This is a genomic window from Stenotrophomonas sp. As-7, assembly GCF_030291015.1.
GTDB classification, from domain to species: Bacteria; Pseudomonadota; Gammaproteobacteria; order Xanthomonadales; family Xanthomonadaceae; genus Stenotrophomonas; species Stenotrophomonas lactitubi.
On sequence record NZ_CP127405.1, the window covers coordinates 2,547,801 to 2,566,217 of the forward strand.

The 18,417-nt window shown below is 65.9% G+C and carries 16 protein-coding genes; 14 read left to right on the plus strand and 2 right to left on the minus strand.

What is annotated here, in order from left to right:
* Positions 1-17 precede the first annotated feature (17 nt).
* The 8 genes from QP457_RS11735 (at position 18) to QP457_RS11770 (ending at position 9,324) form a co-directional block, all read left to right on the plus strand.
* Positions 18-1,367 (plus strand): TFIIB-type zinc ribbon-containing protein, encoded by a 1,350-nt coding sequence (locus QP457_RS11735; RefSeq protein WP_205404230.1) that lies wholly within the window; start codon positions 18-20, stop codon positions 1,365-1,367.
* Positions 1,364-1,624, plus strand: a complete 261-nt coding sequence (locus tag QP457_RS11740; RefSeq protein ID WP_099818559.1) for a hypothetical protein — start codon at positions 1,364-1,366, stop codon at positions 1,622-1,624. The genes QP457_RS11735 and QP457_RS11740 overlap by 4 nt, the downstream gene beginning before the upstream one ends.
* A gap of 220 nt (positions 1,625-1,844) precedes the next feature.
* Positions 1,845-3,503, plus strand: a complete 1,659-nt coding sequence (locus tag QP457_RS11745; RefSeq protein ID WP_205404231.1) for a tyrosinase family protein — start codon at positions 1,845-1,847, stop codon at positions 3,501-3,503.
* A gap of 211 nt (positions 3,504-3,714) precedes the next feature.
* Positions 3,715-4,371 carry an AprI/Inh family metalloprotease inhibitor gene (locus QP457_RS11750; RefSeq protein ID WP_205404232.1) on the plus strand — a complete coding sequence of 219 codons (657 nt, stop codon included), beginning with the start codon at positions 3,715-3,717 and terminating at the stop codon, positions 4,369-4,371.
* A 129-nt stretch (positions 4,372-4,500) separates the two neighbouring features.
* Positions 4,501-5,733 carry a hypothetical protein gene (locus tag QP457_RS11755; RefSeq protein WP_180167187.1) on the plus strand — a complete coding sequence of 411 codons (1,233 nt, stop codon included), beginning with the start codon at positions 4,501-4,503 and terminating at the stop codon, positions 5,731-5,733.
* A gap of 96 nt (positions 5,734-5,829) precedes the next feature.
* A complete protein-coding gene (locus QP457_RS11760) occupies positions 5,830-6,789 on the plus strand; it encodes a cation diffusion facilitator family transporter (protein WP_205404233.1) in 960 nt (319 codons plus the stop codon).
* A gap of 46 nt (positions 6,790-6,835) precedes the next feature.
* A complete protein-coding gene (locus tag QP457_RS11765) occupies positions 6,836-7,498 on the plus strand; it encodes a DNA-3-methyladenine glycosylase (RefSeq protein WP_205404234.1) in 663 nt (220 codons plus the stop codon).
* Between the two features lie 119 nt (positions 7,499-7,617).
* Positions 7,618-9,324 (plus strand): PAS domain S-box protein, encoded by a 1,707-nt coding sequence (locus QP457_RS11770; RefSeq protein ID WP_205404235.1) that lies wholly within the window; start codon positions 7,618-7,620, stop codon positions 9,322-9,324.
* A gap of 33 nt (positions 9,325-9,357) precedes the next feature.
* Here QP457_RS11770 and QP457_RS11775 read toward each other — a convergent pair whose 3' ends face one another.
* Positions 9,358-10,452 (minus strand): crosslink repair DNA glycosylase YcaQ family protein, encoded by a 1,095-nt coding sequence (locus tag QP457_RS11775; RefSeq protein WP_205404236.1) that lies wholly within the window; start codon positions 10,450-10,452, stop codon positions 9,358-9,360.
* A gap of 99 nt (positions 10,453-10,551) precedes the next feature.
* On the minus strand, positions 10,552-11,232 hold the full coding sequence (locus QP457_RS11780) for a TraX family protein (protein ID WP_205404237.1): 681 nt from the start codon (positions 11,230-11,232) through the stop codon (positions 10,552-10,554).
* A gap of 140 nt (positions 11,233-11,372) precedes the next feature.
* Here QP457_RS11780 and pip point away from each other — a divergent pair, with 140 nt between their 5' ends.
* From pip to QP457_RS11810, 6 genes are all read left to right on the plus strand, one after another.
* A complete protein-coding gene (pip, locus tag QP457_RS11785; protein ID WP_205404238.1) occupies positions 11,373-12,320 on the plus strand; it encodes a prolyl aminopeptidase in 948 nt (315 codons plus the stop codon).
* A gap of 265 nt (positions 12,321-12,585) precedes the next feature.
* Positions 12,586-12,885: a hypothetical protein gene (locus QP457_RS11790; RefSeq protein ID WP_100552609.1), complete on the plus strand. Its 300-nt coding sequence runs from the start codon at positions 12,586-12,588 to the stop codon at positions 12,883-12,885.
* Between the two features lie 62 nt (positions 12,886-12,947).
* Positions 12,948-15,707 carry a magnesium-translocating P-type ATPase gene (mgtA, locus tag QP457_RS11795; protein ID WP_205404239.1) on the plus strand — a complete coding sequence of 920 codons (2,760 nt, stop codon included), beginning with the start codon at positions 12,948-12,950 and terminating at the stop codon, positions 15,705-15,707.
* A gap of 25 nt (positions 15,708-15,732) precedes the next feature.
* The gene (locus QP457_RS11800) at positions 15,733-16,470 is read left to right on the plus strand and encodes an MgtC/SapB family protein (protein ID WP_100552611.1); all 738 of its coding nucleotides are present in this window, start codon (positions 15,733-15,735) and stop codon (positions 16,468-16,470) included.
* Between the two features lie 189 nt (positions 16,471-16,659).
* Positions 16,660-17,718: an ATP-binding protein gene (locus tag QP457_RS11805; RefSeq protein WP_205404240.1), complete on the plus strand. Its 1,059-nt coding sequence runs from the start codon at positions 16,660-16,662 to the stop codon at positions 17,716-17,718.
* Positions 17,711-18,352, plus strand: a complete 642-nt coding sequence (locus tag QP457_RS11810) for a response regulator (RefSeq protein ID WP_205404241.1) — start codon at positions 17,711-17,713, stop codon at positions 18,350-18,352. The genes QP457_RS11805 and QP457_RS11810 overlap by 8 nt, the downstream gene beginning before the upstream one ends.
* Positions 18,353-18,417 lie beyond the last annotated feature (65 nt).

Below are 18,417 nucleotides of genomic sequence, written 5' to 3' on the forward strand. Positions count from 1 at the left end.
CAGGACGCGCAACCACCATGTCCGATCCCAGAAACACGCCTCCGCCGCTGCCCCGATCCGCTTCAGCACCGCCGCCCCTGCCGGCGGCGGTGCTGGACGGGCCGGGTTCGCCGCAGGACGTCCCTCCCCTGCCCGGCAGCTTCCCGCTCGATACCTCGAAGCTGCCTGAGGCCATACGCAATGAGATCGAGGCGCCCGACCCGGTCGCCATCGACACCTCCGCGGCCGAACTGAAAGACGGTCTCAACCGCTGCCCGAAGTGCGGCGCTACCGATATCCGGCCCAAGCTGGGTACCGATATCCTGGTCTGCCTGTACTGCCGTCACGAATGGCATGGCGCACGGGTGGAGGAGGAGTTCGGGCTGGGTGAAGCCATCGACCAGCTGCGTGGCACCGTCATCGCATCGGGCGCGCGCGATATCGATGCCGACACCTCGGCACTGATGACCTTCAAGTGCACCGGTTGCGGCGCCGAAGTCACGGTCAACACCGAAAGCACGATGACGGCGCGCTGCCACTGGTGCCGGCACGTGTTCGGCGTGAACGAACAGATCGCCAACGGCGCCGTGCCTGACGCCGTGCTGCCGTTCCACATCAAGAAGGAGGATGCGGTCGCGCGCATCCGCCAGTTCGTCGACAAGCGCCGGATGTTCGCGCTCAAGGCGTTCAAGGAGCAGTTCACCCCGGAAAACGTGGTGGGTGTGTACCTGCCCTACATGATCGTCGACGGCAATGTCAGTGCGGCCGTGGCCGGCAAGGGCGAGATCAAGACGCGCGAATACACCCGTGGCAGCGAAAAGAACAAGCAGACCTACTACGACGCGGATGTCTACCAGGTGGAACGCCAGGTCGATTTCACCGTGGACGACCTGCCGCTGGAATCGTCGGCCGAGCGCGGCAACCTGGACACGCGCGCCAACACCAACAACATCATCAACACGATTTTGCCGTTCGACACCAAGAATGCGGTGAAGTGGAACGCCTCCTACCTGGCGGGCTTCACTTCGGAAAAGCGCAACCTGGACGTCGAAAAGCTGCGGCCGCGACTGGAAGACCAGCTGCTGTCGATCGCCCGCGCGCAGGTGGAAGGCACGGTGCGCCGTTACGACCGTGGCGTACGCTGGGAACAGGAGCAGCTGGAGGTGCACGGCACCCGCTGGGTGGCCATGTACCTGCCGGTGTGGCTGTACTCGTACCACCAGCCCGGCAAGAACGGCGGCATGCTGCACTACATCGCGGTGAACGGTCGGACCGGTGAAACCATGGGCAGCGTGCCGGTGCAGCAGTGGAAGATGCTGCTGGCGGCGCTGACCGCCGGCACGATCATCGAAGCCCTCGCAATTGCCTTCCTGGTGGCCAGCACATGAGTGATGACAGTGGTCTTTGGTTGTTGGCTGCAGGCCCGGCCGGCGCGACCGCGCTGTACTGGGCGCTGTACCGGTTCTACCGCAACACCGACAAATCGCATTCGTTCGAACACGAAACCGAGATCGATGCCAAGCCGGTGACCGGCTCGGATCGCCGGGTGGATTCGATCTCAGGCACGCAGGAAAAGCGGATCCGCGGTGACAACGTGTATGAGTATCGAAAGCGGGTGGCGCGGGTGAAGACCGGCCCGGAATAGTCGACCCGGCCGGCCAAGGCCGGCCATGACTGTGGCGTACTGCCCAGATCCGGGCGCAATGCCGTGCCTATACTGCTGCCGCCCTGGTCCGGCGGCGCCTTCGCGCCCGTCGATCCGGGCGGCGGGGCTGGATGTCCCCGTCCGGCCCGTGGCAGCAGCCGTGGGCCCTTGCAGTGATTCGTAACCCGACGCGGTTGAACCAATCACCAGGGAGGACGCTATGCGTTACACACGCCGTGATTTCCTAGCAACCACTGCCACCGCCTCATTGGCATCGCTGTTCGCGCCCAGTGCCCTGGCCAGTGGCCAGAGCGCGAGCGACGGTACCGCAGTGGCGCGTTTCCACCGCCACAACGTCACCAGCCCGGAAGGCCAGCGCATGCTGGCCAGTTATGCCCGAGGCATCCAGGCAATGCTGGCGCTGCCGGCTGACGACCCGCGCAACTGGTTCCGCAATGCGTTCGTGCACCTGATGGATTGCCCGCACGGCAACTGGTGGTTCTATGTCTGGCACCGCGGCTACGTAGGCTACTTCGAACAGACCATCCGCGAGCTCAGCGGCGATCGCCAGTTCGCCATGCCGTACTGGGACTGGACTGAACTTCCGCAGATTCCGGTTGCGATGTTCGACGGTCTGTTGACCCCGACAGACAAAGCCTATACGCCCTACACCCGCAACCTGGCGGTGTTCACCCAGTTCATGAAGCCTGCGTTGCAGCGCCACTGGAACACCCTGGACAGTGGGCAGCGGCAGCAGCTGTCGCTGCGTGGTTACAACAGCGCCGAAGACGTCTGGAACGACGTCACCGGCTACAACGCCAAGGAACAGACCGGCATTTCCGGCAATGCGGCGTACGCGGTTACCTGTGGCGCCCGTTATCTATGGCGCGAGCATCCGGGCTTCGACCCGAAGACGGCCTCCGCCGTGTCCGCCGACACCATCCGTGCCGGCCTGTCACCGGTGGAGTTCAACAACCCTGACATCAGCCGCAGCTTCACCAGCTCGCGCACCACCTCGCACGTGCTGCAGCCCGATGGGGCCACCAAGTTCTCGGTGCTGGAAGGCTTCCCGCACAACAAGGTGCACAACTGCATTGGCGGTGTCGGCGCCGTCGATCCCGGCCCCTACGGCAACATGACCAACTTCCTGTCGCCGCTGGATCCGATCTTCTACCTGCACCACGCCAACATGGATCGCCTGTGGGATGTGTGGACACGCAGGCAGCAGGCCTTCGGCCGCCCGATCATGCCGACCGACGCTGCCGAACGCCGGCAGTTCATGGACGAACCGTTCCGCTTCTTCGTCAATGGCCTGGGCCGCTACGTCGGCACGCGCCCGGCCGCGGAATTCTTCTCCACCACCGCGTTCGACTATGACTACGTCTATGGCCGCGGTGTCCGTGCCGCAGAGCAGGCCGCAACGGCTCCGAACGCCGCGAAGGCCGCGCGGCTGGTGCGCAGCAAGCGGACCGACGGCGCCGTGCGTGTGGCTGTGCCCAACGAAGCGGTTCGTGCGCATCTGGCGGCCACCGGCCCGCGCATGCTGATTGCGGAGGTGACCCTCGAGCGTCCCCATGGACTGCACAACACGCGCGAGTTCGACGTCCTGATCAATGCACCGGCCGACGTCACCTCGGTCAGCGCGGACAGTCCGTACTACGCCGGCACGGTCTCATTCTTCGGGCCGAGCATGGCGGCCATGGGCCACGATCATCCAACGACGTTCGCCGTACCACTGCCGCAGACGCTGGGCGCGCTGCGCGCGGATGCTGCCGGCGGCGGTTCGACGACGCTGGAGATCCGCCTGGTCGCCTCGTCGGGCCAGGCACCGCAATCGTTCCCGGTGCTGGATGCGGCGATCCTGGTGGCTCCACACTAGCGGGCGCTCCGGGCGGGTGGCGTCGCAGCGGGGCGACGCTACCTCGGGCTGCCGCATGCAGGCGGCGGTCCAACCGGCGAGGGTGCACTCGGATTGACCCGCGCTGGCGTAGGCCCATGGACGGCCTTCATCACATCCGCCCTGCCCCGCCGGGCCTATGCTCCCGCCCACACACTCCGCTGTTTCCGTTGTCCCCAACGAGGATTCAACGATGGCGACCGTGTTCCCCTACCTCGGCTTGCTGGCCCTCTGCAGCCTTGCCGCACCGGCGACCACACTGGCCCAGGATGCTTCCATCGGCTTCGGCCAGCAGTCCAGCAGCACCCAGTCCTCCAGCACTTCGCAGACAACGGAAACCACCCGGTCGACGTCGGGCTCGAGCAACGATGACAGCGCCGGAAAGAACACGGGCGACTCGGCATTCGGCAATCTCGGATCGATGACGACCCGGTCGAGCAGCACCGGCAGCTCGCATTCCGAGTCGCGCAGTGAGCGCAAGGGCGCGGAGATCGATATCGGTTTCCATGAAGACCGCAGCGACGACTTGGGCCACGACCGCCACCGCGGCGATCCGGTCAATGAAAGCGATCTGTTCGGCAACTGGACGCTGGGCCAGGAAAACGGCAACAGCTGCACCATCGAACTGAAGAACAGCCCGTGGTTCGGTGGCTATGGCGCGTGGGTGCCGGCCGGTTGCCCGGACGAGTTCTTCGCGGCCAACCGCTGGCTGCTGTCGGGCAACCAACTGCTGATTACCGATACCGACAACAAGGTGATCGGCCGCTTTCGCCAGAGCGGTGGCGGGCGCTGGTCGGGGCGACGCGAATCAGACGGTGCACGGCTGTATCTGAATCAAGTCGGGCGCTGAGAGCTGATGCTGCCCTGAAGGAGCGCGTTCTTGTCCACGCAAGGATATGCGTGGATCTGGATTTCGATTCAAGCGCTTTCGCGAACGGCCGATATCCGGGGGTGAAGCCCGACTCATGGACGATGCGCGATGCCGTTGCAGGACCCCCGCCCCGACACCCTTTCGCCTCCTTCAAGCTCGCCTTGGCCGGCAGCGTCCAAAATCCTGACCGACATCTACGCCCACAAGGCGTTGTTCGCGCTGGCGGGCACCCTTGCGATGATCGTCTTCTTCTGGCGGATCCACTACCTGCCAAGCCTTGCACTGACCGATATCGGTCTTGTGGCGGCGGCCATCGTCTTCTTTTCGGTCGTGATGGTCATCGTGGTCATCTTGACGCTCATGCTCCCCGCCGCTGTGCTGATCGAGTGGCAGAAATCAGGATTCATCACCGACAGAAGCAGCATCCGCACATCTCAGACGCAATGGTTGGCGTCCGCTGGCCTCAGCATGGGTATGGCCATGCTGGGAGCGGCCCTGGCAACAGGCTGGATGTACGTCTGGCTTTTCACTCCACTCGGCGACGCTGCACCCATCCTGTTCGCAGGCGCCATTCTGGTCGGTGCCGCTGGCGCCTTCGCGCCGATGGGAATGAAGCCCAAGCCCATTGATGAGCCCGTCGGCAGCGTTCTGCGGAAGAAGAAGATCTGGTGGGCACTGAGGCTGACTGCACTGTCCGCTTGCCTTTACCTGTTCACGCTACCCTTGATCGCGATCGTGGTCTTCGGCACCCATTCCGCAGCCGCCACGATGAGCGGCTGGGAAGTGCTCCTGGTCTCGCTCGGGCTGCCGCTCCTTCACTTGGTCATCCTGAGCATCAGGACACTCCCGCTCTGGTCCCGGGTACTCGCACTTGCCTTGGTAATCGCCCCGATCCTGCTCATTGCAGGCACCCTGTTCGAATCACTCGACCGCGCTGCCAGCACGTTCCAGCTGGGGATGCTGCCCCACCAGAGTGTGGTGGTATCGAGCGAGGGCTGCAGGATGGTTCGGGCATCCGGGGTGTCAACCAACTGCCGCAGAATCGACGGCCCCGGGAAGGAGTTGTATGAGATCCGGGATGTCTTCCTGCTCAATCGCCTTGGCAGCCACACCGTCATCGCCGAACCGGGCTGGACGCCGAAGACCCGAACCCGGTCGATCCCCGTGCCCAGCAGCGAAGTGTTCACCTGGTACACGACGCCTGATGCTCCCCAAGCAACTCCCCCACCGCAGCCTCCGGAACCTCCTGCGCCAACATCCGTCGCACCGCCACCACCGGTGAAGTCCGCCACCGGCGCGGTGCGCAAATCAAGGCCGCGGCAAAGGGCTCCTGCCTGCTAGCCCAGAGGTGGGCAGAGGTGTGAAGGACCTTCCCCTGCACACGCCGGGGACAAGGTGGACGCGATCATCAGTCTTCCGCGCTACCTTGTCTCTGCCATGTCCTCGCCCTCCGGCTCACGCCTGGTCATCTACGCCGCCCTGGCCGGCAACCTTGCCATCGCCGTCGCAAAATTCATCGCGGCCGCCGTGTCCGGCAGCTCGGCCATGCTCAGCGAGGGCGTGCACTCGCTGGTCGATACCCTCAACGAAGTGTTGCTGCTGTACGGCCTGCGCCGTGCCGAGAAGGCCCCCGATACCCTGCACCCGTTCGGCTACGGCCGCGAGCTGTACTTCTGGAGCTTCATCGTCGCCCTGCTGGTATTCGCCGCCGGCACCGGCGTCTCGGCCTACGAAGGCATCCAGCACATCCGCCAGCCGGAGCCGGCCAGCAATCACGCCATCAGCTACAGCGTGCTGGGCATCTCCATCCTGTTCGAAGGTGCTTCATGGTGGGTGGCGCTGCGCGAATTCCGCCGCAGCAAGGGCTCGCTGGGATACTTCGAGGCATTCCGTCGCAGCAAGGATCCGTCCACCTTCACCGTGCTGCTGGAAGACAGTGCCGCCCTGCTCGGCCTCGGCTTCGCCCTGGTCGGGCTGCTGGCCGCGCAGCTGCTGGAGATGCCGGTGCTGGATGGGGTCGCCTCGCTGTGTATTGCCGGTGTGCTGGCGCTGACCGCGTTCCTGCTCGCGCGCGAGACCAAGGGCCTGCTGATCGGTGAGCCGGCCCACCCGGCGGTGGCGCAACGGATCATGGCCGTGGCCGTGACCGACCCGGATCTGCGCCGCGCCAACGGTGTGACCACCCTGCAGATGGGCCCGGAACAGGTGGTGGCGATGCTCAGTGCGGAATTCGAGGACGACCGAACCACGCCGCAGATCGAGGCCTGCATCACCCGCATCGAGTCTGCGGTGAAACAGGAGTTCCCGGAACTGGTGGCATTGTTCATCAAACCGCAGACACCGGAGGTGTTTGCCGCGCGTCGGGCCGCGCTCGATCGTCCAGCCACGGCGGACTGACCCCGCGCTGGCGACAGCTTCACCGCTGACAGGCGATGATTGCAGCATGCCGAAGCAGACAGGTCCAGACGCCCCGTTCACCGTGCAGCCCGTTGACGGGACTCGACTACCGCGCGCCTTCTATCAGCGACCTTCAACGGTGGTCGCCCCCGAGCTGCTGAACAAACTGCTGGTGCGCAACGATGGCCGCGTGGCACGCATTGTCGAGGTCGAGGCGTATGCCGGCAGCGACGATCCGGCGGCGCACTCCTGGCGCGGCATGACCGCGCGCAACGCCAGCATGTTCGGCGAAGCAGGCCATCTCTATGTCTACTTCACCTATGGCATGCACTGGGGCAGCAATGTCGTCTGCGGTGACGTCGGCGAGGGTGTTGCGGTACTGCTGCGCGCCGCCGCGCCGGTCGCCGGGCAGGAACTGATGTACCCGCTGCGCCCTGCCGCCCGTCGCGACCACGACCTGGCCAGTGGCCCCGGCAAGCTGTCGCAGGCGTTTGGCCTGGACCGGCACTTCGACGGCGCCGATCTGGTGACTGCCAGCCACGGCATCACGATACTGGACGATGGCATGGCGCCGCCGGACGACCCGGTGGTGGGGCCGCGCATCGGCATCACCCGTGCCGTGGATTTTCCCTGGCGCTGGCACGTGCGCGATCACCGTCACGTTTCGGTACGCGCGCCCCGCGCGGCAACGCCAAAGAGACCTGCATGAAACCCATCACTGAAGAATCATTGACACCAGCCTCACTGTTCCACGCAACGGCATAACGTGCCGCGCCCTAGCGTGATCGTTGTGACCTGCCCTTCCCTGCCGGAGACGCAGTGCCTGCCATGGATGAAGCTTCCAGACTTCTCGAGATCGATCGCCTGGGTGTTCTCGATACACCGCCTGAGCCCGTGTTCGATGCCATTGTTGCCGCCGCGCTCGCTGCCACCGGCATGCCCATCGGGTTGATTTCCATCGTTGCCGCGCAGCGGCAATGGTTCAAGTCCAACATCGGGCTGGGCGACATTACTGAAACGCCCCGCTCCATCTCTTTCTGTTCGCATGCCATCGAGCAGGACGAGCTGCTGGAGATTCCAGACGCGAGGCAGGACCCACGGTTCGCCAGCAGTCCGCTGGTCACCGCAGGGCACCGGGTACGCCACTACGCTGGAATAGCACTGACCACCGCCCATGGCGCGCGCATCGGCACACTGTGCCTGCTCGACACGTTGCCCGGCGTGCTGTCGCCGTCGCAACGGGAATTGATGGTCCATCTTGGCCGGGTCACCACGCAGGTGCTGGAGCAGCGCAGCGCACTGCTGCGACAGGTCGACCAGGCGCAGGCACTGCATCGCGATCTGAAGCGCAGCGAGGACTTCCTGCAGCGCACCAACACTGCCGCCAAGGTTGGCGGCTGGGAACTTGACCTGGGCACCGATGAGGTGCGCTGGACGCGCGAGACCAAGCAGATCCACGGCGTGCGCTCCAGCTACCAGCCCACCCTGGAATCGGCACTGTCGTTCTACCGTCAGGACAGCCGCAGCATCATCCAGACTGCCGTGCAGCGTTGCGTGGAGGATGGCACGCCCTGGGAGGTGCAGCTGCCGATGCGCACGGCCGACGGACGCAGCATCTGGACCCGCGTGGTGGGCAACCGGCAGCAGGTGGAGGGCCATCCACGGCTGGTGGGCGCGATCCAGGACGTCACCGAAGAACGCGCGGCGCTGGACGCCCTCGAGGCGAGTGAGGTGCGCTATCGCCGGCTGTTCCACTACAGCCTCGGGCTGATCTGCACGCATACGCTAGATGGCACGCTGACGTCGGTGAACCCGGCAGCGCTGCAGTCTCTGGGCTATGAGGAACGCCAGATCATCGGCCGCAGCCTGTGCGAATACATGCCGCCCGAGCGCCGCGATGTGTTCAATGCCTACCTGAAACGCATCGAGGCCAACCACACCGATACCGGCGTCATCGAGCTCATTGCCGCCGATGGAACGCTGCGCTATTGGTCCTACAACAACGTGCTCGACAGCGAAGGACAGCCGCCCTTCGTGCTCGGCCACGCCCAGGATGTCACCGCGCTGCGCCTGCAGGAGCAGCGCCTGCGCGAACTATCGCTGAAGGATCCACTTACCCAGTGCCACAACCGCCGCTACCTGCACCGGCTCGATGAGATGACCGCCGGAACATGGGCATGCCTGGTGTTCGACCTGGACGATTTCAAACGGATCAATGATGCGCAGGGCCACCGCCGCGGTGACGTGATCCTGGTCGACTTTGCCGCGTTCCTCAGGACGCCGCTGGGTGCGGGAGAGACCGTGGTCCGCCTGGGAGGAGACGAGTTCCTGGTGGTGCTGACCGCATCGGCGTCCGCGCGCCTTCCCCTCCTTGAGGGCTGGTATGCCGCCAACGCAGCGCAGTCGCCGACGGCGTTCTCCATGGGCGCGGCGCTCAGTGCGCCGGGTGAATCGGTAGCCGACACCATCCATCATGCCGACAGCCAGCTCTATGACGCGCGTGCACGGGTACGCACGGAGCGACGCGACGAATAGCGGCAGCGCCCGCTGTCATCCCAAGGCAACGCCTCAGCCAGCGAGAAAGCGCGTCATCCGCTCCAGCTCGTCATCCAGCGCATTGCGGAACAGAACGTCCTTCATGGGCGAGGCGCTGGCGAAACCGATATCCGGCTGCAGGGCGCCGTCCTTGGCGGTGACATTGGCCCAGCCGACCACCTGGTCGCGCCACAACAGCGGCAGCGCGTAGTAGCCGAAGCGACGCTTGGCCGCCGGTGTGTAGGCCTCGAACCTGTAGACCCAGCCCCAGAGCAGCTCGAACCGTCGCCGATCCCAGGCTACCGGATCGAAGGGTGCCAGCAGCCGCACCTGCTCATCGGCCTGGTAGCGCCGCGACCGGGGATTCTCCTCGGCCGGCCAGTACCAAGTGGTTCCGTCGATGATGCAGCCGGCCAGGCGCTCGCGTGCCAGCCGCAGTGCCTGCTGGATCTCGGCGGCCAGATGTGGAGCGCCATAGCCCAGCAGCCGCGCCAGATAGGTGAGGCTGGCCGAAGGCAACGGCGCGTACTTGCGCACCACCAGATCGATCAGTGCGGTGGCGCGCTGTAGGCGTGCGGCCTTGCCGCCCTCGGCGAGTGCATGTTCTGCAACGGCATAGATGCGGGTGCCACTGTCACGCCGCGCGATGCGCAGCAGGCCACGATAGTGCATGCCATCCAGCAGGTGGGTACTGGCATTGCTGGTGCCGCCCCAGTAGTTGGTCACCCGGCCATGCGCGAACGCCTGGTCGACCTCGCGCGGATGTACTGCACCGCGCTCCTGAACGAACGCCAGCACCTCGGCCGCCTTACGCCGCGTGCTGGCGTCCCACGGCCTGCGGGACACCCGCGGGTGCATCAACGACAGGTGTTCGCGCGGCAGGAAGCCGTAGTTGACCAGGAAATCTTCCTCGATCGGCAACCGGCTGTAGCGGCGCTCCAGGTCCCCGGCCTGATAGCCCTTCACCCGGTGCCGCAGGGTCAGGTCCTGGGCACGCGCAGGCGCACGGATGGGATCGGCCTGCACGAAACCCAGGCGGCGTATCGCGGTCAGCAGCGTGGTGGGCGTGAACAGCGTGCGGGCTACGGCGTAGCGACGCAGATCGTCGAGGGTGGGCGGGGTCGGCATTGGCCGATTGTAGAGGCGAGCGTGCCCGGTGTGCGTTGCGGCCGGGAAAGACACCAGCGGCGTGATCGGAGCAGCGTACCGCCACGATGAATGCCGCCGCTAGCGCAGCCACTGCGCATAGGCGGCCAGGACCGCAAGGTGCCCCACGTAGTACACATAGAACGCCCAGCGTGAACGCGGAACCGTCCACGGCACCCTGGCCAACGCCAGTACCAGCGGGATGGCCAGCAACGCCCATCCGTTGCCGTTGACCCAGCACAGCCCGCCGAATCCGAACGCCAGCAGCCAGTACGCCCGGTGGCGGAACGCGATCCAGCCCGGCATCACGAATGCCACGCCCGCCCATTGGTAATCCACGAAGAACGGCAGCAGGCCTGCCGCCACCAGCAGCAACAGTTGCCGGTTGTTGGCAAGCGCATACACCGCCACGGCGGCTAGGCAAAACGTCAACAGGATGTTGAGGGGCAGCCAGCTGCTGAAGGCCAGCGCATGCAGCGGCTGCGCGAGCAGGCCCCATGCGGACAAGCGCCGGATCGATTTGCCCAGATCGGCAGCAGGCTGCGCCAGGTTGCAGGCCATCACCAGCGCGAACAGCGGGAAGGCGATGCGCCCAAACTCGCTGACCACCGGCATATAGCCACCGAAAACCACTTTGGCGACGTGGTCACCGGTCATCGACAGCAGCGCGAGCCACTTCATCGACTCACGGGCACCACTGCTGAGGGTGCCGCGCGCCGGTGGGGCGTGTACGGTGACGTCCTGCGCGCTCAAGTCATTCATCCTCTGCGTCCTGCAGGGTCTCTATCGCCAGGAATCGCCGGCCATTGCCCCTTGAACGCAAAGAATACTTGAACCTGACGCGGATGACGCTGGCCGATACGCCCCGCTATCCTTGTGCACCCCGCTTGTGAGGCACCACCATGCGCACGCTGTACCCGCCGATCACCCCGTACCGCGAACACACGCTACCCGTCGACGCGCTGCACACCCTGCATATCGAAGAGTGCGGCACGCCTGATGGCATTCCGGTGGTGTACCTGCATGGTGGCCCGGGCGCTGGCATCTCGCCCACCCATCGCCGCTTCTTTGACCCGGCGCGCTACCGCATCGTGCTGATCGATCAGCGCGGCAGCGGCCGCTCCACGCCGTTCGGCGAGCTGCGTGGCAACACCACGCAGGATCTGGTGGCCGACATCGAGAAGGTGCGCGAACTCCTGGGCATCGAGCGCTGGCTGGTCTACGGCGGTTCCTGGGGTTCAACCCTGTCGCTGGCCTACGCACAGGCCCATCCCGACCGTGCCACCGGGCTGATCGTGCGCGGCGTTTTCCTCGGTCGCGAGGAAGAGAACCGCTGGTTCGCCGAGCTCAACGGCGGTGCCCGCTGGATCTTCCCGGAGCGTTGGGATCGCTACGAGGCGCACATCCCGGAGGACGAGCGCGGCAACATGCTCGAAGCCTACTGGAAGCGCCTGGACCACGCCGACGAAGCCGTCCGCATCGCCGCGGCACAGGCCTGGCTGGGCTGGGAAGACAACGCCGCCACGCTGGTGCATGACGTCGACGCGGCCTCCGCTACCGATCCGCTTGATACCCTGGCCAAAGCGCGCATCGAGGCGCATTACTTCCGCCACAACACCTTCCTGGCACACGGCCAACTGCTGCGCGATATCGATCGCATCCGCCATCTGCCCGGCGTCATCGTGCAGGGACGCTACGACATCATCTGCCCACCACGCAGTGCCTGGGACCTGGCCAAAGCCTGGCCGGAAGCCACCCTGGAGATGGTCATCGCCGGCCACAGTGCCAACGAAGCGGCCACTACCGATGCTTTGGTGCGGGCCACCGACGCTTTTGCCGACCGCAGCTGAACAAAAGGGGCCAACGGCCCCTTTTTCTATACCAAGGTATAGCCGGGCTAACCCACGGGCCTCTAGGCCTGCTGAATGCGAGCGCGGACAATAGCGCCACTGGCCAGCCACTGGCCGCCCCACGCGGAGACGCAGATGGATCCCGACCCTGCCGGGCGCGACGCGCGCCCCTGCCTGCCCCCTTGTTCACTGCTGGCGACTGACGGCCGGTTCCTGTCCGTGTAAGCGATGGGAGCCCCGGGCAGCGCCTGTCCGGAGGAATCCCATGTCCTACAAGATTCTCTACATCACCGTCCGCCGCCTGATCGGTGAGCGCGATGTTTCCGCCCTGCGCAGCCTGCTGCTGCAGCACGGCCCTGTCCTGTTCGCCCGTTCGCTGGCCCTCGGCTCGCCACGGGTGGTGGCCGACGCCCTGTCGCTGCTGCCGATCAGCGAGCGCATCAACGTGCTGCGCCATCTGCCCTACCCGCTGCGCGATGCGATGAAGCCGCTGTGTATCGGCGGCAGCCAGCGGCTGCGCATGCAGCCCTGGTCGCCCGCGGTGCTGGCCATGCGCCACGCCTGACTACCCGCCCCTTCCGCTCCACGCGCCGGCTCCGCCCGGCGCCGTTCCAAGAGGACCTCCCCATGAGCCTGCTCAACGCCTGGTTCAACGCCTTCCTGCGCAGCCGCCGCGCGGGCAACCTGTTCGGTCGTCGTGCGATGCCCGAAGCCGGTTACGGCCGTGGCAGCACGCAGGCCGCACCGGCCACGCTCACTGCCGGACTGCTCGCGCTTGCACAGGGCAGCGAAGCCGATGCGCTGGCTACCCTGCAGTCGCATGTCGACGGTCTCAGCCCGCACGAAGCCGAAGAGCGCCTGCTGCGCTTCGGCCCGAACGAGGTCGACCACGAGAAGCCGCTGCCGTGGTGGCGCCATCTGTGGCAGTGCTATCGCAATCCGTTCAACCTGCTGCTGACGGTGCTGGCGGCCGTGTCCTGGCTGACCGAAGATGCCAAGGCGACCGTGGTGATCGGCGCGATGGTGGTGCTGTCCACCTTGATCCGCTTCGTGCAGGAGGGGCGCTCCAACCGCGCTGCCGAACGGCTGAAGGCCCTGGTGGGCAATACCGCACGCGTGCTGCGCCGCGCTGCGGGCACCGAAGCGGCGGAAGTGGCCGACCAGTACTTCGGCGCACAGCTGCACAGCCGGCGGCCGGCACGGCTGCTGGATCTGCCGATCCGCGACCTGGTACCGGGCGACCATATCGTACTGTCGGCCGGCGACATGATCCCCTCCGATTGCCGTGTCCTCGCGGCCAAGGACCTGTTCGTCGCACAGGCCGCGATGACCGGCGAATCGTTGCCGGTGGAGAAGTTCGTGCAGGCGGGCAACGCCGAGGCTGGCCTGATGGAACAGGCCAACCTGTTGTTCATGGGTACCAATGTGGTGTCCGGCACGGCAACAGCGCTGGTGCTGGCGACCGGCAACAGCAGCTACTTCGGCACCCTCGCCCAGCGCAGCATTGCTAGCGATCGCGCGCCGACGGCATTCCAGGCCGGGGTCAACAGCGTCAGCTGGCTGCTGATCCGCTTTGCATTGGTGATGGTGCCGTTTGTGCTGCTGGTCAATGGCTGGACCAAGGGCGACTGGACCGAAGCGTTCCTGTTCGCGCTGTCGGTGGCGGTCGGCCTGACCCCGGAAATGCTGCCGATGATCGTCACCTCCACCCTGGCCAAGGGCGCGGTGCTGCTGTCGCGGCGCAAGGTGATCGTCAAGCGCCTGGACGCGATCCAGAACTTCGGTGCGATGGAAGTGCTATGCACCGACAAGACCGGCACCCTCACCCAGGACAAGATCGCGCTGGAGCGGCACACCGATGTGTTCGGGCAGGATTCGGAGGATGTGCTGACCTTCGCCTACCTCAACAGCCACTTCCAGACCGGCCTGATCAACCTGCTTGATCGTGCGGTGCTGGAGCATGTGGAGCTGCAGAGCTCGCTGCGCCTTTCACAGGACTACCGCAAGGTCGATGAGATCCCGTTCGACTTCGAGCGCCGCCGCATGTCGGTGGTGGTATCCGAGCGCGAGGACCATCACGAATTGATCTGCAAAGGTGCGGTGGAGGAAATGCTGGCGGTGTGCAGCACCGTGCGCGAGAACGGCCAGGACATGCCGCTGGATGAGCAGCGCTTGGCGCGCGTGCGGCAGACCACCGAGGAACTGAACGAACAGGGCCTGCGCGTGGTGGCCGTGGCGATGAAGGAAACCGCGGCCAGCCAGAGTGTGTACTCGCAGGCCGACGAGCGCGATCTGACCCTGGTGGGCTACGTGGCCTTCCTCGATCCGCCGAAGGAGTCGGCCGCGCAGGCGCTGCAGGCGCTGGCCGCGCACGGTGTGGAGGTAAAGGTATTCACCGGCGACAACGAACTGGTCACCGCCCGGGTCTGTGCCCAGGTCGGCCTGGACGCCGACACGATCGTGACCGGCCCGCAGATCGAGCGCATGGACGATGCGGCCGTGGCGCGTGCACTGCAGGAACACCGCGTGTTCGCCCGCCTCACGCCGCTGCACAAGGAACGGCTGGTGCGCGAGCTGCGTGCACAGGGCAAGGTGGTCGGCTTCCTCGGCGATGGCATCAACGATGCTCCAGCACTGCGCGCGGCCGATATCGGCATCAGCGTGGACAGCGCGGTGGACATCGCCAAGGAGGCGGCCGACATCATCCTGCTGGAAAAGAACCTGATGGTGCTGGAGGAAGGCGTCATCCAGGGGCGGCGAACCTTCAGCAACATGCTGAAGTACATCCGCATGACCGCCAGCTCCAATTTCGGCAACGTGTTCTCGGTGCTGGTGGCCTCGGCGTTCCTGCCGTTCCTGCCGATGCTGCCGTTGCAGCTGCTGGTGCAGAACCTGCTGTATGACATCTCGCAGATCGCCATTCCCTTCGACAACGTCGATGAGGAGCTGGTGCGCAGGCCGCTGAAGTGGAACCCGGCGGACATCGGCCGCTTCATGGTGTTCTTCGGGCCGATCAGCTCGATCTTCGACCTCAGCTGCTTCGCCTTGATGTGGTACGTGTTCGATGCACGCACACCGGCTGACCAGGGACTGTTCCAGTCCGGCTGGTTCGTGGTCGGCCTGCTGACCCAGACCCTGATCGTGCACATGATCCGCACGCCCAAGGTGCCGTTCCTGCAGAGCATCGCCGCGCCGCCGCTGCTGCTGATGACCGGGGCGATCATGGCGATCGGCGTGATCCTGCCGATGAGCCCGCTGGCCGGCTACTTCAAGCTGCAGGCGCTGCCGGCCGGCTACTGGCCGTTCCTGGTGGCGATCCTGTTCGGCTATGCGGTGCTGACCACCGCGCTGAAGAAGCTCTACATCCGCCGTTACGGCTGGCAGTAAGCGCATCGGCGCAGGGAGAACCGTCATGGACTTCAACCCCCACCTGCCCGCGTTCAACGCGGGCGCCACCCTCAGCTCGCTGATCAGCCTGTCCGTCGCCTTCGTGCTGGGCGCGCTGATCGGCCTGGAGCGGCAGTTCCGCCAGCGCACCGCCGGCCTGCGCACCAACACGCTGGTGGCGGTGGGCGCCGCGGTGTTCGTCGACCTGGCCGTGCGCTTCCACGACCTGTACGGCGGGCCGCCGTCACCGCTGCACGTGGTGGCCTACGTGATCTCCGGTGTCGGCTTCCTCGGTGCCGGCGCGATCATGAAGGATGGCGCACAGGTATCGGGCCTGAACACCGCAGCCACCTTGTGGGGCTCGGCGGCGGTCGGCGCGTGTGCCGGCATCAAGCTGCTGCCCGAGGCGGTGCTGGCTGCGGTGTTCGTGCTGGCCGCCAACACCCTGCTGCGACCGGTGGTGAACCGCATCCAGCGGCAACCGCTGCCGGAAGCGTTCAGCGAGGCAACCTACGCGATCAACGTGGTCTGCCAGCGTGAGCAGCAGGCCGAGGTGCTGGACCGGCTTCTGCTGTTGCTGGAACAGGCGCAGTACCCGGTGCGCGCGGTCGACCAGCGCCCGTTCGGCGAGCGCGATGTCGAGATCGAAGCGGTGCTGTACGCCACCACGGTCGATGGCGGCGAACTGGATGCCGTGCTGGCGACGTTGGCGGCCACGCCGGGTGTACTGCAGGGGTTCTGGAACGCCAGCCTGGAGGAGTAGTGCCGGCCGCTGATGGATGCATTCCGCCGGGCATGGCCCGGCGCTACCGTGCACCGCCTTGGTAGGTGCCGACCGTGGTCGGCACAATCCGTCAGGCACCATGACCGCGCACAACCCATGCCGACCAAGGTCGGCATCTACCGGACAGCGCTTTGCTATCCTTCCCACCCACGCCAGGGAGCCATCCCGATGCCATCGCTGTCGCCCCGCCGCCCCCTGGTCGTGCTGGCCCTGATCATCGTGATGGCGGCCATCTTCCTGGTCGATACGGTTACCGACTACGCCGTTGCCGCCGCCTGCTTCTACGCAGCCGTCATCCTCGCGGCGTCAAGACGGCTGCCCGCACGCGGCCTCATCCTGCTTGCCGCGGTCTGCATCGCGTTGACCGGCCTCAGCTTCTTCCTGACCCGCTTCGGCACCTACCGCATCGGCCTGGTCAATTCAGCGATCGGCATGCTGGTGATCGGCATCACTACCTATCTGGCATTGAAGATGGAAGCGGCCAAGGCCGCGGTGCAGGACGCACAGGCGCGCCTGCTGCGGGTTGCCCGCGCCTCCACCGTCGGCGAGCTGACCACCTCCATCGCGCATGAAGTGAACCAGCCGTTGGCGGCCATCGCCAGCAGCGCCGAAGCCAGCCAGCGCTGGTTGGCCCAGGATCCACCGAACCTGGACAAGGCACGTCAGACCATCGCCCGCATCGTCGCCGATGCCCATCGTGCCAGTGACGTGATCGCCCGCATCCGCGGCCTGACCCAAGGGGCTGCACCTGAGCGCCAGGCCTTCGACCTCAACCAGGCCGTGGAGGAAATGCTGGCGCTGTCGCACAGCGAACTGGAGCAGCATGGTGTGACGGTCGCGCTGGTGCTGGGCAGTGACCTGCCCCCCGCCCATGCCGATCGCGTGCAGGTGCAGCAGGTGATCGGCAACCTCATCCTCAACGCCGTCGACGCGATGGCCGGTACGCCCACGGGCGAGCGCAGGCTGTCGCTGCTGACCGCGCATGATGGGCACGGCCACGTCAGCCTGAGCGTGCGCGATCGTGGTATCGGCCTGCCGGCAGAGCAGCCCGATCGCGTGTTCGATGCATTCTGGACCACCAAGTCGAACGGCCTCGGCCTGGGCCTCAGCCTGAGCCGCTCGATGATCGAGGCCAACGGCGGCCATATCCGCGCCGAGCGACCCGCTGGTGGCGGCGCCTGTTTCATCTTCGAGCTGCCCACGCACATGAAAGCTACCCATGCGTAAACCCACGACAATGCCTGTGGAACCGTCACCGATCGTCTACGTGATCGACGACGATGCCTCGGTGCGTGCTGCGCTGGAAGATCTGCTTGCATCGATGGGCCTGCAGGTACGGGCCTTCGCCTCGACCGGCGAATTCCTTGCCCATGCGATGGAGGACGCCCCGGCCTGCCTGGTGCTGGACGTGCGCATGCCTAGCCAGAGTGGCCTGGATTTCCATCGCACCATGGCCAGCCATGGCCTGCACCTGCCGGTGGTGTTCATCACCGGGCACGGCGACATCGCCATGGGTGTCAATGCAATCAAGGAAGGCGCCATCGAATTCCTGACCAAGCCCTTCCGTGACCAGGAACTGCTGGACGCCATCCACAAGGGCATCGACATCGATCGCCAGCGACGCCGCGAGGGCGACCTGCTGGGCGCATTGCAGCAGCGCTGGGACACCTTGAACACCGGGGAGCGCGAGGTCGTCGCCGGCGTGGTACGGGGCCGGCTCAACAAGCAGATCGCCGCCGACCTTGGTGTCAGCGAGATCACGGTGAAGGTGCGTCGCGCGCAGGTGATGCGCAAGATGGGCGCGCGCACCCTGGTGGATCTGGTGCGGATGTACGATCGGCTGCAGGCCGCCGCGCCCTGATCGAATCCCGCGACGGCGCGGCACGCTCCGGGCAGGTCCCGCATGCCCCTCTGCGAGGCATGCGG

Bases quoted from the DNA above. Each gene is read 5' to 3' on its own strand.
- QP457_RS11770 (WP_205404235.1), top strand. From the start codon at position 7,618: ATGGATGAAGCTTCCAGACTTCTCGAGATCGATCGCCTGGGTGTTCTC.
- QP457_RS11735 (WP_205404230.1), top strand. From the start codon at position 18: ATGTCCGATCCCAGAAACACGCCTCCGCCGCTGCCCCGATCCGCTTCA.
- QP457_RS11740 (WP_099818559.1), top strand. From the start codon at position 1,364: ATGAGTGATGACAGTGGTCTTTGGTTGTTGGCTGCAGGCCCGGCCGGC.
- mgtA (WP_205404239.1), top strand. From the start codon at position 12,948: ATGAGCCTGCTCAACGCCTGGTTCAACGCCTTCCTGCGCAGCCGCCGC.
- QP457_RS11810 (WP_205404241.1), top strand. From the start codon at position 17,711: ATGCGTAAACCCACGACAATGCCTGTGGAACCGTCACCGATCGTCTAC.
- QP457_RS11755 (WP_180167187.1), top strand. From the start codon at position 4,501: ATGCCGTTGCAGGACCCCCGCCCCGACACCCTTTCGCCTCCTTCAAGC.
- pip (WP_205404238.1), top strand. From the start codon at position 11,373: ATGCGCACGCTGTACCCGCCGATCACCCCGTACCGCGAACACACGCTA.
- QP457_RS11800 (WP_100552611.1), top strand. From the start codon at position 15,733: ATGGACTTCAACCCCCACCTGCCCGCGTTCAACGCGGGCGCCACCCTC.
- QP457_RS11805 (WP_205404240.1), top strand. From the start codon at position 16,660: ATGCCATCGCTGTCGCCCCGCCGCCCCCTGGTCGTGCTGGCCCTGATC.
- QP457_RS11765 (WP_205404234.1), top strand. From the start codon at position 6,836: ATGCCGAAGCAGACAGGTCCAGACGCCCCGTTCACCGTGCAGCCCGTT.
- QP457_RS11760 (WP_205404233.1), top strand. From the start codon at position 5,830: ATGTCCTCGCCCTCCGGCTCACGCCTGGTCATCTACGCCGCCCTGGCC.
- QP457_RS11780 (WP_205404237.1), bottom strand. From the start codon at position 11,232: ATGAATGACTTGAGCGCGCAGGACGTCACCGTACACGCCCCACCGGCG.
- QP457_RS11775 (WP_205404236.1), bottom strand. From the start codon at position 10,452: ATGCCGACCCCGCCCACCCTCGACGATCTGCGTCGCTACGCCGTAGCC.
- QP457_RS11790 (WP_100552609.1), top strand. From the start codon at position 12,586: ATGTCCTACAAGATTCTCTACATCACCGTCCGCCGCCTGATCGGTGAG.
- QP457_RS11750 (WP_205404232.1), top strand. From the start codon at position 3,715: ATGGCGACCGTGTTCCCCTACCTCGGCTTGCTGGCCCTCTGCAGCCTT.
- QP457_RS11745 (WP_205404231.1), top strand. From the start codon at position 1,845: ATGCGTTACACACGCCGTGATTTCCTAGCAACCACTGCCACCGCCTCA.